At 68.7% G+C, this 17,168-nt stretch carries 16 protein-coding genes; 3 read left to right on the top strand and 13 right to left on the bottom strand.

Annotated features, from left to right (window positions below):
- Window positions 1–189: 189 nt before the first annotated feature.
- Entirely contained in the window at window positions 190–1,260 is a 1,071-nt protein-coding gene (locus FS885_RS05665) for a DUF5105 domain-containing protein (RefSeq protein WP_246060808.1), read from the top strand.
- Window positions 1,261–1,297: 37 nt separating this feature from the next.
- Here the strand turns inward: FS885_RS05665 and FS885_RS05660 are convergent, their stop codons facing one another.
- The 12 genes from FS885_RS05660 to trxA all read right to left on the bottom strand — a co-directional run bounded on the left by FS885_RS05660 (window position 1,298) and on the right by trxA (window position 13,740).
- Window positions 1,298–1,984: an HAD family hydrolase gene (locus FS885_RS05660; RefSeq protein ID WP_144744112.1), complete on the bottom strand. Its 687-nt coding sequence runs from the start codon at window positions 1,982–1,984 to the stop codon at window positions 1,298–1,300.
- 9 nt (window positions 1,985–1,993) lie between these two features.
- Window positions 1,994–3,022: a hydrogenase expression/formation protein HypE gene (gene hypE, locus FS885_RS05655; RefSeq protein WP_144744111.1), complete on the bottom strand. Its 1,029-nt coding sequence runs from the start codon at window positions 3,020–3,022 to the stop codon at window positions 1,994–1,996.
- A gap of 73 nt (window positions 3,023–3,095) precedes the next feature.
- Window positions 3,096–4,217, bottom strand: coding sequence for a hydrogenase formation protein HypD (gene hypD / locus FS885_RS05650; RefSeq protein ID WP_144744110.1), 1,122 nt, complete (start codon window positions 4,215–4,217; stop codon window positions 3,096–3,098).
- Window positions 4,214–4,498, bottom strand: coding sequence for a HypC/HybG/HupF family hydrogenase formation chaperone (locus tag FS885_RS05645; RefSeq protein WP_144744109.1), 285 nt, complete (start codon window positions 4,496–4,498; stop codon window positions 4,214–4,216). The genes hypD and FS885_RS05645 overlap by 4 nt, the downstream gene beginning before the upstream one ends.
- A gap of 75 nt (window positions 4,499–4,573) precedes the next feature.
- On the bottom strand, window positions 4,574–7,048 hold the full coding sequence (gene hypF, locus FS885_RS05640) for a carbamoyltransferase HypF (protein ID WP_144744108.1): 2,475 nt from the start codon (window positions 7,046–7,048) through the stop codon (window positions 4,574–4,576).
- 7 nt (window positions 7,049–7,055) lie between these two features.
- Window positions 7,056–7,499, bottom strand: a complete 444-nt coding sequence (gene nikR / locus FS885_RS05635; protein WP_144744107.1) for a nickel-responsive transcriptional regulator NikR — start codon at window positions 7,497–7,499, stop codon at window positions 7,056–7,058.
- A 1-nt stretch (window position 7,500) separates the two neighbouring features.
- Window positions 7,501–7,749 (bottom strand): hypothetical protein, encoded by a 249-nt coding sequence (locus FS885_RS05630; RefSeq protein WP_144744106.1) that lies wholly within the window; start codon window positions 7,747–7,749, stop codon window positions 7,501–7,503.
- Window positions 7,750–7,818: 69 nt separating this feature from the next.
- On the bottom strand, window positions 7,819–8,601 hold the full coding sequence (locus FS885_RS05625; protein WP_186365793.1) for a DeoR/GlpR family DNA-binding transcription regulator: 783 nt from the start codon (window positions 8,599–8,601) through the stop codon (window positions 7,819–7,821).
- A gap of 11 nt (window positions 8,602–8,612) precedes the next feature.
- The gene (locus FS885_RS05620) at window positions 8,613–9,584 is read right to left on the bottom strand and encodes a glycyl-radical enzyme activating protein (RefSeq protein WP_186365792.1); all 972 of its coding nucleotides are present in this window, start codon (window positions 9,582–9,584) and stop codon (window positions 8,613–8,615) included.
- 73 nt (window positions 9,585–9,657) lie between these two features.
- Window positions 9,658–12,081 carry a glycyl radical protein gene (locus tag FS885_RS05615; RefSeq protein WP_144744103.1) on the bottom strand — a complete coding sequence of 808 codons (2,424 nt, stop codon included), beginning with the start codon at window positions 12,079–12,081 and terminating at the stop codon, window positions 9,658–9,660.
- A 215-nt stretch (window positions 12,082–12,296) separates the two neighbouring features.
- Window positions 12,297–12,980: a fructose-6-phosphate aldolase gene (locus tag FS885_RS05610; RefSeq protein ID WP_144744102.1), complete on the bottom strand. Its 684-nt coding sequence runs from the start codon at window positions 12,978–12,980 to the stop codon at window positions 12,297–12,299.
- A gap of 439 nt (window positions 12,981–13,419) precedes the next feature.
- Window positions 13,420–13,740, bottom strand: a complete 321-nt coding sequence (gene trxA, locus FS885_RS05605) for a thioredoxin (protein ID WP_144744101.1) — start codon at window positions 13,738–13,740, stop codon at window positions 13,420–13,422.
- 211 nt (window positions 13,741–13,951) lie between these two features.
- Between trxA and FS885_RS05600 the strand changes: the two genes are divergently transcribed.
- Window positions 13,952–14,539 (top strand): hypothetical protein, encoded by a 588-nt coding sequence (locus FS885_RS05600; protein ID WP_144744100.1) that lies wholly within the window; start codon window positions 13,952–13,954, stop codon window positions 14,537–14,539.
- A 161-nt stretch (window positions 14,540–14,700) separates the two neighbouring features.
- On the opposite strand, the gene FS885_RS05595 is transcribed toward FS885_RS05600, so the two are convergent.
- Complete coding sequence (locus FS885_RS05595) at window positions 14,701–14,886, bottom strand: DUF362 domain-containing protein (RefSeq protein WP_144744099.1); 186 nt, start codon at window positions 14,884–14,886, stop codon at window positions 14,701–14,703.
- 375 nt (window positions 14,887–15,261) lie between these two features.
- Here FS885_RS05595 and dnaK point away from each other — a divergent pair, with 375 nt between their 5' ends.
- Complete coding sequence (dnaK, locus tag FS885_RS05590; RefSeq protein WP_144744098.1) at window positions 15,262–17,166, top strand: molecular chaperone DnaK; 1,905 nt, start codon at window positions 15,262–15,264, stop codon at window positions 17,164–17,166.
- Window positions 17,167–17,168: the final 2 nt, after the last annotated feature.

The raw sequence follows: 17,168 nt of genomic DNA, 5'->3' as shown, positions 1-17,168 counted from the left end.
CAGGGGTCCGCCGCGTCCGCCCCGTCTTCGCCGGCACCGTCCGCGCAGTCGCAGAGCGCGCCGTCACCGCAGGTGGCAGGCGGCTTCTCGGCAGCGCCGGGCGGTGCCGCGCCGTATGGGCAGGTCCCGCGGCCCTCCTATCCGCCCGTCCCGGCGGCGCAGCAGGCCCCGGCACCGCAAGCGTACCCCATGCCGCAACCCGCCCCGGCACCACAGCCCGCGCCGCAGCGGCCCTATCCCGCGCAGCAACCCGCCCCGGCACCGCAGGCTCCCCGCAAGCGGGGCGTCGGCAAGGTCGTGGGCATCGCGCTCGGCGCGATCGCCCTTGTCGCGGCGCTCGGCGCGGGCGGTCTCTTCGCCTACCGGACCTTTATCGCCGACAAGCCCGAGGACATCGTCGCCGCGAACGCCGGCACGCTCATGGCCGCCTATGCGGACCCTTCCTCGGACGAGGGCGCCGCACTCGTCACCGAGGCCGACCGCGTCCTCGCCGCGCTCGGCAACTACCCGCACCCGGGCGAGGACGCCTACGAGGCATGGCTCGAGGACTCGACGTACGAGGTGGACGAGGTCACGGTCGCAGAGGACGGCGCGACGGCGACCGCGGCCGTCACGGTGTCGCACCGCCCGCTCATCGACGCCGTCGAGGCGCACGAGGGCGCGCGCTCCGATGCGGGCGAGGAGCAGGACCGCGAGCTCGAGCTCACCTACCGCCGCTCTGGTGACGTGTGGACGGTCGATGACGAGGAGGCCCGCGCGGCGGTCTATGCGGCCTACCTGCCCACGGACGAGGAACTCATCCTCTCGGATGTCTACTGGTACCTGGGCGACCCGGGGGAGGCCGACGGGCGGATCCTCGTGGCGCTCCAGGAATCGGGCGACCAGAGCTTCACCGCGCTCGGCATCACCATGGACCAGTTCCTCGAGGCCTTCCTCGACGGGTACGACTACGAGGTGGGCGCCGTGAGCGTCGACGGCGACACGGCGACCGTGCGGCTCACGTTGACCGTGAAACCCTACGACGGCATCGTGACCGAGTTCCAGCGCCGGTTCCAGGAGTGGTCCCAGACGGTGGACCCCTCGACGGTTACGAGCGAGGAGCAGATCTACCGGTTCGCGGGCCAGCTGCTGCTCGAAACGGTGGATGAGACCGCCGTGGAGGAAAGAGCGATCGAGATCGTCTTCGTGCAGGACGGAGACGGCGTCTGGTGGATGGACGAGCCGTCACACATCGCCCTGATGGAGGTCTTCGGCGGGTAGCGGCCGCGCCTGGCTGCCGTCGCGCCCGGCCCGCCTGCTAGGGCTTGAGGCGCGCGGGCGCGTCGCGCGTGCCCCGCACGATGCCGAGCAGCTCCGCCGGCTTCTCCGCGATGCGGTCCGCGCCGGCACGCTCGAGCTCCGCCCGTCCGCGGAACCCCCAGGCGACCCCTGCGACGTCGAGGCCGGCGTTGTGTCCGGTCTCCACATCCACGGAGCTGTCGCCCACGTAGAGCGTCGAGGCGACGGGCGCGTCGAGCGCATCGAGGACATACCGGGTGATCGGTGCCGCCGGTTTGGGCGGGAAGGCGTCGATGCGCCCCTGGACCAGGACGAACCGCTTGCCGAAGTAGCGCTCGACAAGCGGGACCACGGCGGCGTGGTCCTTGTTGCTGAGCACCGCGAGGGTGACACCCGCCGCGGCGAGCCCATCGAGGGTATCGATGATGCCGGGATAGGGCGCCGTGTGGTCCTGCGCATGCGCGGCGTAGGCAGCCTGGAAGGCGCTAAGCGTCCGCTCGAACACATCGGGCATGCCGGCGAACTCGGCGGGGATGATGCGCTCGACGAGCTTGGGCATGCCGTTGCCGACCTTGTAGCGGTAGGCGTCGACCGGGAAGGTGGGCCAGCCGTTGCGCTCGCAGACGAGGTTGCACGTGCAGGCCAGGTCCTGCAGCGTGTCGAGCAGGGTCCCGTCAAGATCGAAGATGACGTGGGTGTAGCGCATGGGCCCTCCCTAGCAGATGCGTGGCAGCTGCTCGCCCACGACCATGTCGAGGATGCGCTCGGCCCCCCAGGGCGTGCGCACGCGCACGCAGGGGCCCTCGGCGCGCCTCGGCGCAACCGCGGCGCCCACGATCGCCGCGTGCTCCCCGTAACGGCTCGCGCGCATGGCGGCGAGCGCGGCGTCGGGGTCGCCGCCGGGCACCACCGCGACCATCTTGCCCTCGTTCGCGACCTGCAGGGGGTCGTAGCCGAGCATCTCGCACGCGGCGCGCACCTGAGCCTTCACCGGGACGGCCTCCTCGTCGAGCTCGATGTCGACGCCGCTCGCCTGGGCGAACTCGTTGAGCGTGCTCGCCAGCCCGCCGCGCGTGGGGTCGCGGAAGCAGCGCGCATGGGGCGCCGCCTCCAGCACCGCGGCGATGAGGTGGTTGAGCGGTGCGACGTCGCTCTCGATGTCGGTCGAGAACGAGAGCCCCTCGCGCGTGCTCATGATGGCGATGCCGTGGTCGCCCATCGTGCCCGACACCAGGACGACGTCGCCCGGCTGCACGTTCGCGCCCGAGAGCGCGACGCCCGTGGGCACCTCGCCCACACCCGCCGTGTTGATGAAGACCCCGTCCGCCTTGCCGCGCCCCACGACCTTGGTGTCGCCGGTGATGATATCCACGCCCGCCTCGCGCGCCGTGGCGGCCATGCTCGCGCAGATCCGCTCGAGGTCGGCGAGCGGGTAGCCTTCTTCGAGGATGAAGCCGCAGGAGAGGTAGCGCACGTGGGCGCCCGAGGTCGCGACGTCGTTCACCGTGCCCGAGACCGCGAGCCTGCCGATGTCGCCGCCGGGGAAGAACTGCGGCGTGACCACGAAGGTGTCGGTGGAGAGCGCGATGCGGCCGGTCGCGGGGAGCGCGGCGACGCCCGCGTCGTCGCCGGCGTGCAGCTCGGCCGCGCCGAACGCCTCGAGGAACACCTCGTCGATGAGGCGCTTCATCATCTGCCCGCCCGAGCCGTGGCTCATCTGGACGGTGGTATCGCTCGAAGACATAAGACCTCCCGGGGTCGTGCGGGTATGGGGCCGGCGGAACGGGCTGGGCCTGCGCGCCGCGCCCGCGCCGCATCTAGAGACGGTACGTATGGTAGGCGGCGCAGCTGCCCTCGCTCGAGACCATGCACGGGCCCACGGGATGCTCGGGCGTGCACGCCGTCCCGAAGAGCGGGCACGCGCTCGGGGCGATCGCGCCGCGCAGCACGTCCCCGCAGCGGCAGCCGCGCGGCTCGCGCGTGGGTTCGACCGCGACGTCGAAGCGCGCGCGGGCATCGAAGGCGCGAAAGTCCGCGCGGATGCGCATGCCCGACGCGGGAAGCTCGCCCAGCCCGCGCCAGGTGGCGTCGCAGGGCTCGAAGACCTGCTCGGTGATGCGCCGCGCGGTCGCGTTGCCCTCGTCGCGCACGCCGCGGCGGTAGGCGTTGCCGATCGCGGGCTCGTGCCGCCCGATCATGTCGACGAGCTGCATGATGCCCTCGAGGATGTCAACCGGCTCGAAGCCGGTCACCACACCGGGGATGCCGTACTCGTCGACGAGGAAGCGGAACGGCTCGGTGCCGGTGATGGTCGAGACATGGCCGGGCAGGATGAAGCCGTCGATGGCCGTCTCGGGATCGTCGGCGATGGCGCGCAGCGCCGCCGGCGTGGTCTTGTGCATGCTGAGCACGCTGAAGTTCGAGATGCCGCGTGATGCGGCCTCGAGGATGGACGCGGCGATGGCGGGCGTGGTGGTCTCGAAGCCCACGCCGAGGAAGATGACCTCGCGCTCGGGCTCGCGCGCGGCGATCTCGAGCGCATCGAGGGGGGAGTAGACCACGCGCACGTCGCGGCCGGCGGCCTTCTCCTGCGCGAGCGACGAGGTGCTGCCGGGCACGCGCACCATGTCGCCGAAGGTGGCGACGGTCGCGCCGTCCATGCGGGCGAGCGCGATGGCGCGGTCGATGTCGCCGTTCGCCGTCACGCACACGGGGCAGCCGGGGCCGGACAGCAGCCTCAGGCCCTCGGGCATGACCGAGCGGAACCCGTAGCGCCCGATGCTCATCGTGTGCGTCCCGCAGACCTCCATGAGGTTGATGGCGCGCGATCCCACCAGGTCGCGGATGCGGCCGATGAGGCCGCGGGCGAGCGCGGGGTCCCTGAAGGCGGCAAGGTCGAGGCCGGGTGCGCTCTCCTGGGGCGCGCCGTTCGCGCTCATGGGCGGACAGCCCTGACAGTCGCGTCCCCGTCGGCCTCATAGGCCGCCGCGGGGATATCCTCGCTCGCGAGCTCATCGAGCTCGCGCACCAGCTCGATGGTCTGACGCGCCTCCGCCTCGTCGACCACCTGGATGCTGAAGCCGGCGTGGACGAGCACCCAGTCGCCTACGCGCGCCTCGGGCGTGAGGGCGAGCGATATGGACCGGCGCACGCCGAGCATGTCGAGCGTGGCGTGCGTGCCGTCGATCTGGACGATCTCACCGGGAATGGCTAGACACATAGGTGCGCTCCTTCGGTTCGTTCGCGTAAAGATGGTACTCTCACGCCAACGTTTGGGCAAACCGCGCGGGGCGCATCAGGCGCCCGGCCGGTCTTCGGCGGCGGGCGCCGCTATCGCCAGGCGCGCGCGGGTCACGGCGGCCTGGCCGTAGGCGATGCAGCCGTCGTTCACCGGGACCGTGGTGGGGACTAGGACCGTAAGCCCTGCCGCATCGAGGGACCGGTGCACCGCCTCGAGCAGGATGCGGTTCATGAAGACCCCGCCGGAGAGCGCGACGGCATCGATGCCATGGCGCCGGGCCACGAGCCGGGTGGCCTCGACCACCAGCTCGGCGACCCCGCCATGCAAGGCACAGGCGAGCTCATCCGCAGCGATTCCTGCGGCGATGCCGTCCAGGAGCGCACGGAGCAGCGGCGCGGGGTCGAGGATGAGCGCCTCCCCGCCGCCGTCGGCGCGGCCGGCCGCATCGATCCCGCGACAGCCTTCCCCCTCGTTAAGCGGAAGATGGCCGCACGACCGCGCGCGGCTCGCCGCCGCCTCGAGCTCGATGGCGGGCTCGCCATCGTAGGTCGCGCGGTCGCAGATGCCGAGTACGGCCGCGCACGCATCGAGGAAGCGCCCCATGCTGCTCGTGCGCGGCGAGTTGATACCGCGATCGATCATGGCGTCCAGGGTCTCCCGGAGCTTAGGACCGAGCGCGGCGAGTAGGCCCGCGGCACCGGGATGGTCGAGGAGGCCATGTTCGCGCAGCAGCGCATAGGCGCAGCGCCTGGGGTCGCGCACCGCCGCCGCCCCGCCGGGGAGCGGCCAGGTGGCGAGATGCGCCGCGCGCTCGTAGCCGGTAAGCGTCGCGACGAGGATCTCGCCGCCCCAGATGGTGCCGTCGTCCCCGGCGCCCGTGCCGTCGAGTGCGACGCCCACGACAGGGGCCTTGTCGTCGATCGCCCCCTGGGCGGCCTTCTCGGCGACGACCGCGGCGATGTGGGCATGGTGGTGCTGCACCTCGACGAGCGGCAGCGCGCGCCTGCGCGCCTCTGCGCGCGCCCACTGGCTCGTGAGGTAGCCCTGGTGCAGGTCGCAGGCGAGGGCGGCGGGCGCGAGGTCGAAGAGGCGGGCCATGTGCTCGCGGGCCTCGTGCCAGGCGTCGAGCGTCAGCGCCTGCTCGACGTCGCCGATATGCTGCGAGAGGAAGCAGCGCGCCCCCGCGCCGTCGTCGCGCGTGAAGGCGAGCGTGGCCTTCTGCTCGGCACCGCAGGCGAGGATGGTGGGAGCCGTACCTGAGCAGGCGGGCAGCTCGAGCGGTTGCGGCGCGTAGCCGCGGGCGCGGCGCACGGGGAGGACGACCGGCGCGCCCGCCGCGACCACGCGCACCACCGAGTCATCGAAGCGGGCGCGGATCTCGCGGTCGTTGCCGACGAGCGCGTCGGCGATGCCGCTTGCGACCAGGCGCTCCCACGCCGCCCCATCATCGATCTCGATGGGGTTGCCGCTCACGTTGCCGCTGGTCATGACGATAGGTCTGCCGAACGACGCCATGATGAGGTGCTGGAGCGGCGTGTAGGGCAGCATGATGCCGATCTCGGGGAGGTCGAGCGCGACGGAGGGCGCGAGCGTACCGGCGGGATGGGATGCGACCGTGCCCCCATACAGCCCGGCGCCGCCCTTGCGGCGCAGCAGCACGATGGGTCGGACGGAGCCGGTAAGGAGCGCGCGCTCGGTATCGTCGATGTGGCAGAGGCCCTCGGCGCACGCGAGGTCGGGCACCATCACAGCGAGCGCCTTGCGCGCTCGCCGCTTGCGCCGCCGGAGCTCCTGCACGGCCCGCTCGTTCGTGGCGTCGCAGGCGAGGTGGAACCCGCCGAGACCCTTGATCGCCACGATGCCGCCGGCGCGCAGGAGCTCGCAGCAACGCTCGATGATCGCGTCGCTCTCGGGCAGGGTCAGCCCGCGCAGCTCGTCCTCGCTGCCGGCTTCGCGCCAGGTGATGTGCGGCCCGCAGTCGAAGCAGGCGTCGGGCTGGGCGTGGAAGCGCCGGTCGAGCGGGTCCGCGTACTCCGCGGCGCACCGCGCGCACATGGGGAACGCCCCCATCGAGGTGAGCGGCCGGTCGTAGGGGAGCGCCTCGATGATGGTGTAGCGCGGCCCGCAGTTGGTGCAGTTGATGAAGGGGTAGTGGTAGCGCCGGTCGGCGGGGTCGAAGAGCTCGCGCAGGCAGTCGTCGCAGGTGGCGATGTCGGGGGAGACGAGGGTGGTGCGCGCGCCCGCGCCGTCGGATGCCACGATGGAGAACCCCTCCGCGGCCGGCTCGCCCGCCTCGCCGCAGGGCTCGACATCGATGCGGTCGATGCGCGCCGCCGACGGTGCATGCGCCTCGAGCGCGGCGATGAACGCGTCTAGCTGCGGGCGCGCCCCCGCGGCCTCGATGTGCACGCCGTCGGTCGCGTTCAGGACCCAGCCGTCGATGCCCGCCGCCACGGCCTCGCGGTACACGAACGGGCGCATGCCCACGCCCTGCACGATCCCGGTGATGTGTACGCGCACCCGCGGCATGCGCGCCCTAGCGCTCGAGGCTCTGGTCGGTGGCGGCGCAGGTGAGCTCGCCGTGCTTCACGCCGCGCAACCCCAGGAGCTTGTCGGCGAGCTCGTAGACGCGCTCGCCCTTGCCGCGCAGCGCGAGGATCTCGAGGCAGTTGTGGTGGTCCAGGTGCACGTGCATCGTCGAGACGATCTCGGGGGTGTAGTCGTGCTGGATCTCGTCGAGACGGCGGGTCAAGTCGCCGGTGTGGTGGTCGTAGATCATGGTTAGCGAGCCGATGACCTGCGCCTCGGGCGTGCGCAGCTCCTCCTCGACCAGAGACGAGCGGATGAGGTCGCGGATGGCCTCGGAGCGGTTGGCGCCCTCACCGCGCCGCGCGATCTGGCCGTCGAAGGCGTCGAGCAGGTCGGCGGGCATGGCGATGGAGAAGCGGACGAGCTCGCCCGATGCGTGCGGGGCGCCCATATCACACCAGCTTGACGGTACCGACGGCGTTGTGGTCGGCCTCGATGGCGTCCTCGTAGCCCTGAAGCGCGTCGCGCGCCTCGTCGAGCGCGGCGAGCGCGGTCTCGAGCTTCCCGCCGATGCAGGGCATGTCGTAGGCCTCGGTGGCATGGAGCAGGCTATGGCTCCAGTCGCGCGCGAGCGCAATGGTGTCGTCGACCTGCTTCACGCTCATGGCCAGCTGGCCCATGTTCATTCCGACATCGTGCATGAGAGCCCCTTTCGCTTGAACGGCCGAATCGCGACGGGTGCCGGTGCCGGGCCCCGCCGCCGTGCGATGTCACTGCCGCGCGCCGCCCACCTGCGCGACCATGAGATCCGCCGAGGCCGCGCGCACCCGCTCGAGCTCCTCGGGATCCAGGAGGTCGTCGGTGACCACGTGGTCGTACTCGTCGAGGCGGGCGTTCTCCACGAGCGCGGTCTTGCCGAACTTCGCCGAGTCGACGAGCAGGAACGTCTCGGATGCCGCCGCCATGATGGCACGCTTGGTGGTCGCGTCCTCCACGGCGGGCTGCATGGCGCCGTCCTCGACCGTGCAGGCGTGCGCGCCCAGGAAGGCCTTGTCGACGTGGAGCGAGTGGTAGAACTCGCTGGCGAGGTCGCCCACCACGCCGGCGGAGACGCTCCGGTAGCGCCCCGGGGCGAAGAAGAGCTCGATGTCGTCGCGCTCGGTGACGAGGTTCGCTACGGGCAGCGAGCTCGTGAACACGGTGACGTTCTTGGCGGTGAGCGCGCGCAGGACCTGCAGCGGCGTGGTGCCGCAGTCGATGATGATGGACTCGCCGTCTCGGACCGTGGAGGCGGCCAGCTCGCCGATGGCCTGCTTCTGGGCGACCTGCTGGCTCGTCTTGGCGGCGAAGCTCGGCTCGCGCGTCGAGGCGGCGCGGTTCAGGTAGGCGCTGCCGTAGTTCATGGTGACAAGACCCTGGCGCTCGAAGAGCTGCAGGTCGCGACGGATCGTCATGGTCGAGACGCCAAAGTGCTCGGCGAGGCTCTTGATATCCGCGACGCCCTGTTCCTCGAGGATCGAGAATATGCTCATGCGCCGTTCGGTCACGCTCATCGAAGACTCCATCAGCCGTTCACGGTCATCATGAGGCCGAGCCCCCTCCCGTAGTCGAGCATCCACCGGATGTCGTCGTCGGTGGGTTCGCAGACGTCGGGAAGCGGGTACTCGAGCCCCAGATCGCGATATTTGCCAAGGCCGAGCCTATGATACTTCAAGATGCCGACCTGCCGTACCGCGCTACCCAACGACGAGATGAAATCCAGACGCCGCTCGACGTCCGCCCGGTCGTCGTTCCAGCCGGGCACGATGACGAGGCGCACGATGAGCTCGTGCCCCTCCGCGGCGAGCCGGCGCGCGTTCTCGAGGATGCGCACGTTGTCCTGGCCCGTGCAGCGGCGGTGGATCGCGGGGTCCCAGGCCTTGATGTCGAGGAGCACGAGGTCGGCGAGGTCGAGGACCGGCCGCACCCGCTCATAGTCCCAAAGGCCCGCCGTGTCGAGCGCCACGTGCACCCCCTCGGCGCGCAGGCGCGCGGCGACGGCGCGCACGAACTCCGGCTGCATCAGGCACTCGCCGCCCGAGAAGGTCACGCCGCCCCCGCTCGTCTCGTAGAACGCCTTGTCGCGCAGGAGCTTCGCGGCGACCTCGCTCGCGCGCATCTCGCGGCCCTTGATCTCGTAGGCGTCGTAGCTGCAGACGTCCGCGAGCTCGATGAGGTTCTCGCAGCGCGCGCGGTCGATGGCGATGCCTGCCTCGCCGAGCGCGACGGAGCCCGCGGGCCGCGCGTGGAGCGTGCACGCGCCGCAGCGGCGGCAGAGGTTCGCGTGGTGCATCACCTTCACGCCCGGGTACATGCTCTCGGGGTTCGAGCACCACAGGCAGCGCAGGTTGCAGCCGACCATGAACACCGTCGAGCGGATGCCCGGGCCGTCCTTGGTCGAGTAGCTCTGGATGTTCATGACAAGGCCCGTGGGGTCGTCGTCTCGTCCCGGGGCCGCGGCGGGGGCCGGTCGCATCTTCGTCGTCGCGTCTGCCATGGCGGTTCCTTTCAAGGGGAAGCGGCCCGCCGGGGGGAGGATGGCGGGCCGCTGCATGAGGGGAGGATGCGAACTAGAACGAGAGCTCGGTGCGCTCGATGATGGCGTCTTGCGTCTCGGGCATGAGCGTGTTGAACAGCGCGCAGTACCCGGCCACGCGCACCATGAGGTCCATGTGGTCCTCGGGGTGCTTCTGGGCGTCGCGCATGGTCTCGGTGTCGAGGACGTTGAACTGGTTGTGGAAGATGTTCTTGTAGCGCATCGTCTCGATGAAGTTGGTGAACTTCTCCAGGTTCTCCTCGCCGGCGAGCGAGCCGGGGGCGAAGCGCATGTTGAGCAGCTGGCCGCCGGCCATGCGCTTGTTGGGGAGCTTGGAGACCGAGTTGATCACCGCGGTGGGGCCGTTGTGGTCGGCGCCGAGGCACGGCGAGCAGCCCTCGTTGAGCGGCTTGCCGGCAAGGCGCCCGTCGGGCGTGGCACCCACGTCGAAGCCGTTGGGCACGTAGCTCGTGATGTTGCTCGTCGACATCGAGTAGCGGCAGCCGATGGGGCCCTCGCCGGCGCGGTCGGTCGAGTAGTTGGGGATGAGGGCGAGGTAGCTCTCGTACACGTCGGCCACGATGGGGTCGACGTAGTCGTCGTCGTTGCCGAACTTGGGGACGTTACGGCACATCTTGCGGATGCGCGCGCCCTCCGGGCCCTCGAAGTTCCCGTGCATGGCGCGGCGCAGCTCGTCGAGCGTGAGCTCCCTGTCCTCGAAGACGAGCTTCTTCACCGCGGCGAGCGAGTCGCCCACCACGCTCATGCCGATGTTCGACTGGCTCACGTAGTCGTACTCGGAGCCGCCGTTCTTGAGCGTTTTGCCGCGCTCGAGCGCGTAGTTGATGGTGCAGCTCGCGAAGGCGTCAGCGTCGTGGTACTTGAGCGAGCGGTCGCAGACCTTGTCGCAGTCGACGGCGAGCTTCATATAGAAGTCGAGCGCGCGGCACCACTCGTCCCAGAGCGCCTCGTAGCTCTCGTACTCGACCTCGCAGCCCTCCTCGCCGTTCACGCTGAAGAGCTGGATGCCGGTCTCGGGGTCCTGGCCGTTGTTGAGGATGATCTCCAGGATCTTGCCGAAGTTGATGTAGGTCATGCCCGTGGCGCGGTGGCCCCAGCGGCCGGGGATCGCGGTCTCGACGCAGCCCATCGAGGCGTAGTCGCGCGCGACCTCCTCATCGACGCCCTCGAGCGTGAGCATGGCCGGGATGACCACCTCGTCGCAGAACATCGACGGCATGCCGTAGCCCTTGCGGATGAGGCGCGCGGCGTCCTTGATGAGGGCGTGCGGGGTGTCCTGGGAGAAGCGCACCGAGAGGTTGGGCTCGGGCAGGCGGCTCTGGTTCATGGCCTCAAGGCAGAGGTAGCTCAGGTCGTTGGTGCCGTCGGTGCCGTCCGGCTTCATGCCGCCCACCATAAGGTTCGAGTAGAGCGGGTAGCCGCAGCTGTACTGGGTGTGGCCCCAGGGACGGACCTTGTTCAGGCTGTTGGTCATGATGAAGAAGTGCGTGATGATCTCGAGCGCCTTCTCGCGGGTGAGTTTCCCGGCCTCGATATCGGCCTGGTAGTAGGGCCAGATGTACTGGTCGAAGCGGCCGAAGCTGAAGGAGTGGCCGTTGGACTCGATCATCATGAGCGTGTGGGTGAGGTAGACGCACTCCACCGCCTCGTAGAAGTTGCGCGCGCCGCCCTCCATGAAGGTCGAGAACGTCTTACCGATGAACTCGAGCTCCCGCTTGCGCTTGGCGTCGCCCTCGCGCCCGGCCTCCTCCAAGGCGAGCTTGGAGAAGCGCTTGATGTAGGTGAGGGCGGCGTTGTTGGCGATGATGGCCGCCTCGTAGAAGTCGCGCTGGTCCTGCGTGAGATCGGGGTTCTGGAGCTTCTCCTGGGCGATCTTCACGAACCCGCCGTAGCCGTGCTCGAGCACGAAGTCGTGGTTGGGGATGATGTGGCCGTCGCCGGACATCGAGATGCCGCCGCGGTGCAGGACGCCCTGCTTCTCGGCCTTGAAGTTGATCTCGGGGAGGTTCCGCAGGACCTCGTCCTCGTGCGTGATGCCCTGCCAGTAGGGCGCAAGCGCGCGTAGGCGCTCCTTGGTGTCCTCGGTGATGTAGAACATGTCGCCGCGACGGTGCTCGAACTCGTCGAGCTCGTCGATGACCCAGTTGAACGAGTACTCCGGGAAGATGGGCGCGGCGAAGTTCCTGCTCGCCTGGTTGCCCACGATGAGCGAGTCGGGCTCGATGTAGATGGTCATGCTCGAGAGGATCGCGTCGAGCGCCTTGGCGCGGCGGATGACGATGGGCTCGCCCTCGGTCTCCTGGTAGCTCTTGGTGATGATCTCGGCGCGCTCGGGGCAGATGGTGGGCGTGCGGTGCTCCATGCGGTGCTGGAGCCGGTCGATGCGCTCGAAATCGCAGTCGTCGGTCTGGGGTTGGAAGCTGAGGAACGATTCCATGACGGTATCCCTTCCGGGTTGTGGGCTCTCGCTATGCTGATGGTACCATGAAGTAACAACTTAGATTGAAACAATATGTGAAATGTTGAGAATTCGAGTAACGGGTATGGCAATGCGCCCAGGATGTGGGGCACCTGCAATGGAAAACGGGGCCGCCCCATCTCCCTCGAGATGGAACGGCCCCGTGCGGGATGCCGACGCGGTGGCGACTGCGGCTAGGCGTCCAGCTCGCAGATGGTGCGCTCGCCGCGGATTGCCGCCCAGTCGCGGGCGAAGCCGTCGAGCGCCTCTTTGATGGAGCCCGCCGCGAAGGCGCCGTGTAGCAGGCTCGGCTGCACGGTGGCGGCGTGCGCCCCGGCGACGAGGGCGTCGTTCACCTGCTCGACGCTGTGGAAGCTCGCGGCGAGGATCTTGGTGGGCGCGTCGTTCTCGTCGATCACCTGGCGGAACGCGGCGATGCTCGCGCGGAAGTCGACGTCGATGTTGGCCATGCGGTTGCAGTACGGGGCGATGAAGTCGGCGCCGGCGGCGATGGCCATGAAGCCCTGGAGCTTGCTGTAGATGGCGGTCGCGGTGATGCCGGCGCCCTCGGCCTTGAGCACGCGGATGGCCTTCAGGCCGTCCTCGTTCACCGGCACCTTGATGTAGACGTCAGATCCTATCTTCTCGCGGATGCAACGGCCCTCAGCGACCATGCCGGCGGCGTCGGCGGCCGTGACCTGCACGTGCAGCGAGCGCTCGGTGCCGATGAGCTCGCGGATGGCGCGGAGCGTCTCGAAGAAGGGGACGTCCCCCTCGGCCTTGAGGATACTCGGGTTGCTGGTCACGCCCGTGATGGGGAAGATCTCCAGACAGTTCTCGAGTTCGGTGATGTTGGCGTTGTCGAGCATGAATTCCATGGCGTGTCTCCTATCCCTGCCATCGTTTGGAACCTATCTTATCAAGGGGTCCGGGCGCCCCGAGCGTCAGGCGACGCCCCCGAGGTCGATGCCCGCCGCCGCGGCGACGTACGCGCCCGCCTCCGGCTCAGTCGCTTTGACCGCAACGTCCATGTGCCTTCCTTCCAGATATGGCAATGGGAAAGCACACATAAGATAACATATTAACAAGTGAAAAGATGATGCGATTAAGGAAAGATGCGAGACGAGGAGCGAACCGAGCACCAGGTACACTCTGTTCTGTGAGATCCTGTGCCCGAAACGGTACGGAATGCGGCCGGGTGCCGCAGCTTCGCGTCTTTCGGTGCGAACGGGCCCATCGCCGATGAAAAACGAGCCGCCCACGGTGAGCGGCTCGCTAACGAAACATTGGGGTATCCGGCCCCTATCGGGCCGAGCGCTACAGGTAGTGCTCGATCTCGGCGCGGAGCTGCGGCTTGGGCATGGCGCCCACGGTGCGCCCGGCTTCGGCGCCGCCCTTGAGGACGATGAGGGTGGGAATCGACATGACGCGGTACCTCATGGCGATGTCCTGGTTCTCGTCCACGTTGCATTTCGCGACGACGAGACGGTCGGCGAGCTCGTCGGCGAGCTCGTCCACGATGGGCGACACCGTGCGGCACGGGCCGCACCACGGCGCCCAGAAATCGATGAGGACGGGCAGGGGCGATTGGAGCAGCGCGTCGAAGTTCTCGGCGCCGACGTTGATGATCTGTGCCATGGTTCCTCCTGACGGATGCGCACCTCTCCCGATGAGGTGCGGGAAATGCGATACGTTGGCGTTATACCCACTTGCCCGCCGGGGTTGCATACATGCCGTGGGCATTCGCATACGGATTGATGAAGGCGTCCGCACCGGCCGAGGCCCGCCGGCGCGCGCAGCCTCGGCGCCGTACAATGGGTCTCGGATGCCCATACGAGATCGGAGTGCCATGGCGATATCGATTGCGGAACGTACCGGCGCCCTCGCCGAAGCGCTGGAGCTCGAGCTCGCGGCGCTCACGCGGGACGGCGTGATGATCTGCGGCAACGCGCTCTCGCCGGTCGTGCTGGTGAAGGGGTCTCTGAACGAGGCGGAGCGCGCCGGTGGCGAGCTGCTCGCCGGTGAGGACGGGAGCGCCCTGCGCGCCGCGCTCGAGCGGCTGGGCTACGCGCCCGAGGACTTCTGCGCCCTCGCCGCGGTGGCGGGGGAGGGCGAGCCGGGCGTCGAGGCGACGGTTGCGGTCGGGGATGCGCTTCCTGCCGCCCGCTTCAGGGAGGCGCTCGAGGCGCTCGATCCCGAGGCGGTCATCCTGCTCGATGATGTGGCGGCTCAGGCCATGCGCGATGCCTATGCGCGGGAGCTCGCGGACATCGAGCAGTTCGACGTCGCGATGCTCGAGCCGGGGCTCGTCGCCCATGTGCTCGGCCGGCGGGTCCTCGCGCTCGGTGGCTTCGAGGCGGCGCTTTCCGACGCACGCGAGAAGCAGCGTATGTGGGCCTACCTCAAGCAGCTCCCACCGGCCGGCGCGCCGTACTGACGCCGGCGACCGGGCCGGCTCCATCGGGCAGCGGGCCATCGTGCGATAGCCTTGCAGCGCCCCGGCTCCACTAATATTAGATGCGCCATGTTGGCAACAAGAAAAAGGCTCCCCGGAGGGAGCCTTATCCGTGCCGTGATGGCGCTCAGCTGGGTGAGGTGCTAGTCCTCGGCGATCTCGGTGATCGCGCCGGCCGGGCAGCTGTCCTGGCAGACGCCGCAGGCGATGCAGGAATCCTCATCGACCACGGTGGCGACGTCCTGGAGCTCCAGAACGCCCTGGGGGCAGTCGTCAACGCAGACGCCGCAGGCGATGCACTCGTCGGCATCAATAACGGGATGGGCCATAGTGTTCCTCCTCTGATCACGCTCGATGCATTCGGCGAACAGCACATCGAGACTTTGATGGGGTAAACATACCACGCGTCGAAATCATTGCAACCCCTCGCAGGGACCTTTTCCTGCCGTTCGCCGAGTTAGCCGGGGTGAATCACATATCACCGCAGGTAGGTGGTACCGCGGGTCGAGACGGTCGGGGCTGCTGCAACCAAGCGGTGCCGTCCGAGCGATGTGCATGTGCTCGGAATAAAAAATCTTATATGGATTGACTTAGATTTTGTATATCTTGCGGCTCAAGGGGATATCATAGAGAGCGAACAAGCAAGAGGGCCGTCCCGGACGGGCGCCGCGCGTCCGGGAAGCCCACAAGGAAGGGATTATTCCATGAGCAAGATTCTAGGTATCGACCTGGGTACCACCAACTCCGCCATGGCTGTGTTCGAGGGCGGCAACCCCACCATCATCGTCAACGCCGAGGGCGACCGCACGACCCCGTCCGTGGTCGGCTTCCGCGCCGACGGCGACCGCATCGTGGGCAAGGCCGCCAAGAACCAGGCCGTGACCAACCCCAAGAACACCGTGTTCTCCATCAAGCGCTTCATGGGCCGTCGCTTCTCCGAGGTCAGCTCCGAGATCAAGACCGTCCCGTATGAGGTGCACGAGGGCCAGGGCGGCCGTGCCGTCGCCCGCATCGACGGCGAGGACTTCACGCCCGAGCAGGTCAGCGCCATGATCCTGCAGAAGATGAAGACCGACGCCGAGAAGTACCTCGGCGAGACCGTCACCGACGCCGTCATCACCGTGCCCGCCTACTTCAACGACGCCCAGCGCCAGGCCACCAAGGACGCCGGCAAGATCGCCGGCCTCAACGTCAAGCGCATCGTGAACGAGCCCACCGCGGCCGCGCTCGCCTACGGCTTCGACAAGGGCGGCACCGACCAGCGCATCCTCGTCTTCGACCTGGGCGGCGGCACCTTCGACGTCTCGATCCTCGATCTGGCCGACGGCGTGTTCGAGGTCCTCTCCACCGCCGGCGACAACCACCTGGGCGGTGACGACTGGGACCAGCGCGTCATCGACTGGCTCGCCGACAAGTTCCAGGCCGACAACGGCATCGACCTGCGTCAGGACCCCATGGCCCAGCAGCGCCTGAAGGAGGCCGCCGAGAACGCCAAGAAGGAGCTCTCCGCCGCCGCGCAGGCCACCATCAACCTGCCCTTCATCACCGCCGACGCCACCGGCCCGAAGCACCTCGACTACACCCTCACCCGCACGGAGTTCGAGCGCATCACGCATGACCTGCTCGAGCGCTGCAAGGCGCCGGTCACCAACGCCCTGCGCGACGCCGGCCTCAAGCTCTCCGACCTCACCGAGGTCATCCTCGTGGGCGGCTCGACCCGTATGCCGGCCGTCCAGGAGCTCGTGAAGAACATGACCGGCAAGCAGCCCAACATGTCCGTGAACCCGGACGAGGTCGTGGCCTGCGGCGCCTCCATCCAGGGCGCCATCCTGGGCGGCGACTCCACGGTGGGCGGCGACATCCTGCTGCTCGACGTCACCCCGCTGTCGCTCGGCGTCGAGACCATGGGCGGCATCATGACCAAGATGATCGACCGCAACACCACGATCCCGACCTCCAAGACCGAGATCTACTCCACGGCGGCCGACAACCAGACCTCCGTCGAGATCAACGTCCTCCAGGGCGAGCGCGAGCTGGCGCGCGACAACAAGTCGCTCGGCAAGTTCCAGCTCACCGGCATCCCGGCCGCCCGCCGCGGCGTGCCGCAGATCGAGGTCACCTTCGATATCGACGCCAACGGCATCGTGACCGTGTCCGCCAAGGACAAGGGCACCGGCAAGGAGCAGCAGATCACCATCTCCGGCTCCACCGCGCTCTCCGACGAGGAAGTCGACCGCATGGTCAAGGACGCCGAGGCCCACGCCGAGGAGGACAAGCGCCAGAAGGAGGAGGTCGAGGTCCGCAACCAGACCGACAGCCTGGCCTACTCCACCGAGCAGACCCTCGCCGAGCTGGGCGACAAGGTTCCCGCCGACGTGAAGGGCGAGGCCGAGTCCGCCATCGCCGATGCCAAGAAGGCCCTCGAGGGCACCGACGTCGACGCCATCAAGAGTGCCGGCGACAAGCTCCAGGAGGTCGCCTACAAGCTGGCCCAGATGGTGTACGCCGACGCCCAGCAGGCCGCGGGCGACAACGGTGCCGCTGGCTCCGCCGCTGACGACGTGGTCGACGCCGAGTACGAGGTCGTCGACGACGACCAGGACAAGTAACC

The organism is Enorma burkinafasonensis (genome assembly GCF_902150035.1).
GTDB lineage: Bacteria > Actinomycetota > Coriobacteriia > Coriobacteriales > Coriobacteriaceae > Enorma > Enorma burkinafasonensis.
This window is presented reverse-complemented; position numbering and strand designations above follow the sequence as displayed.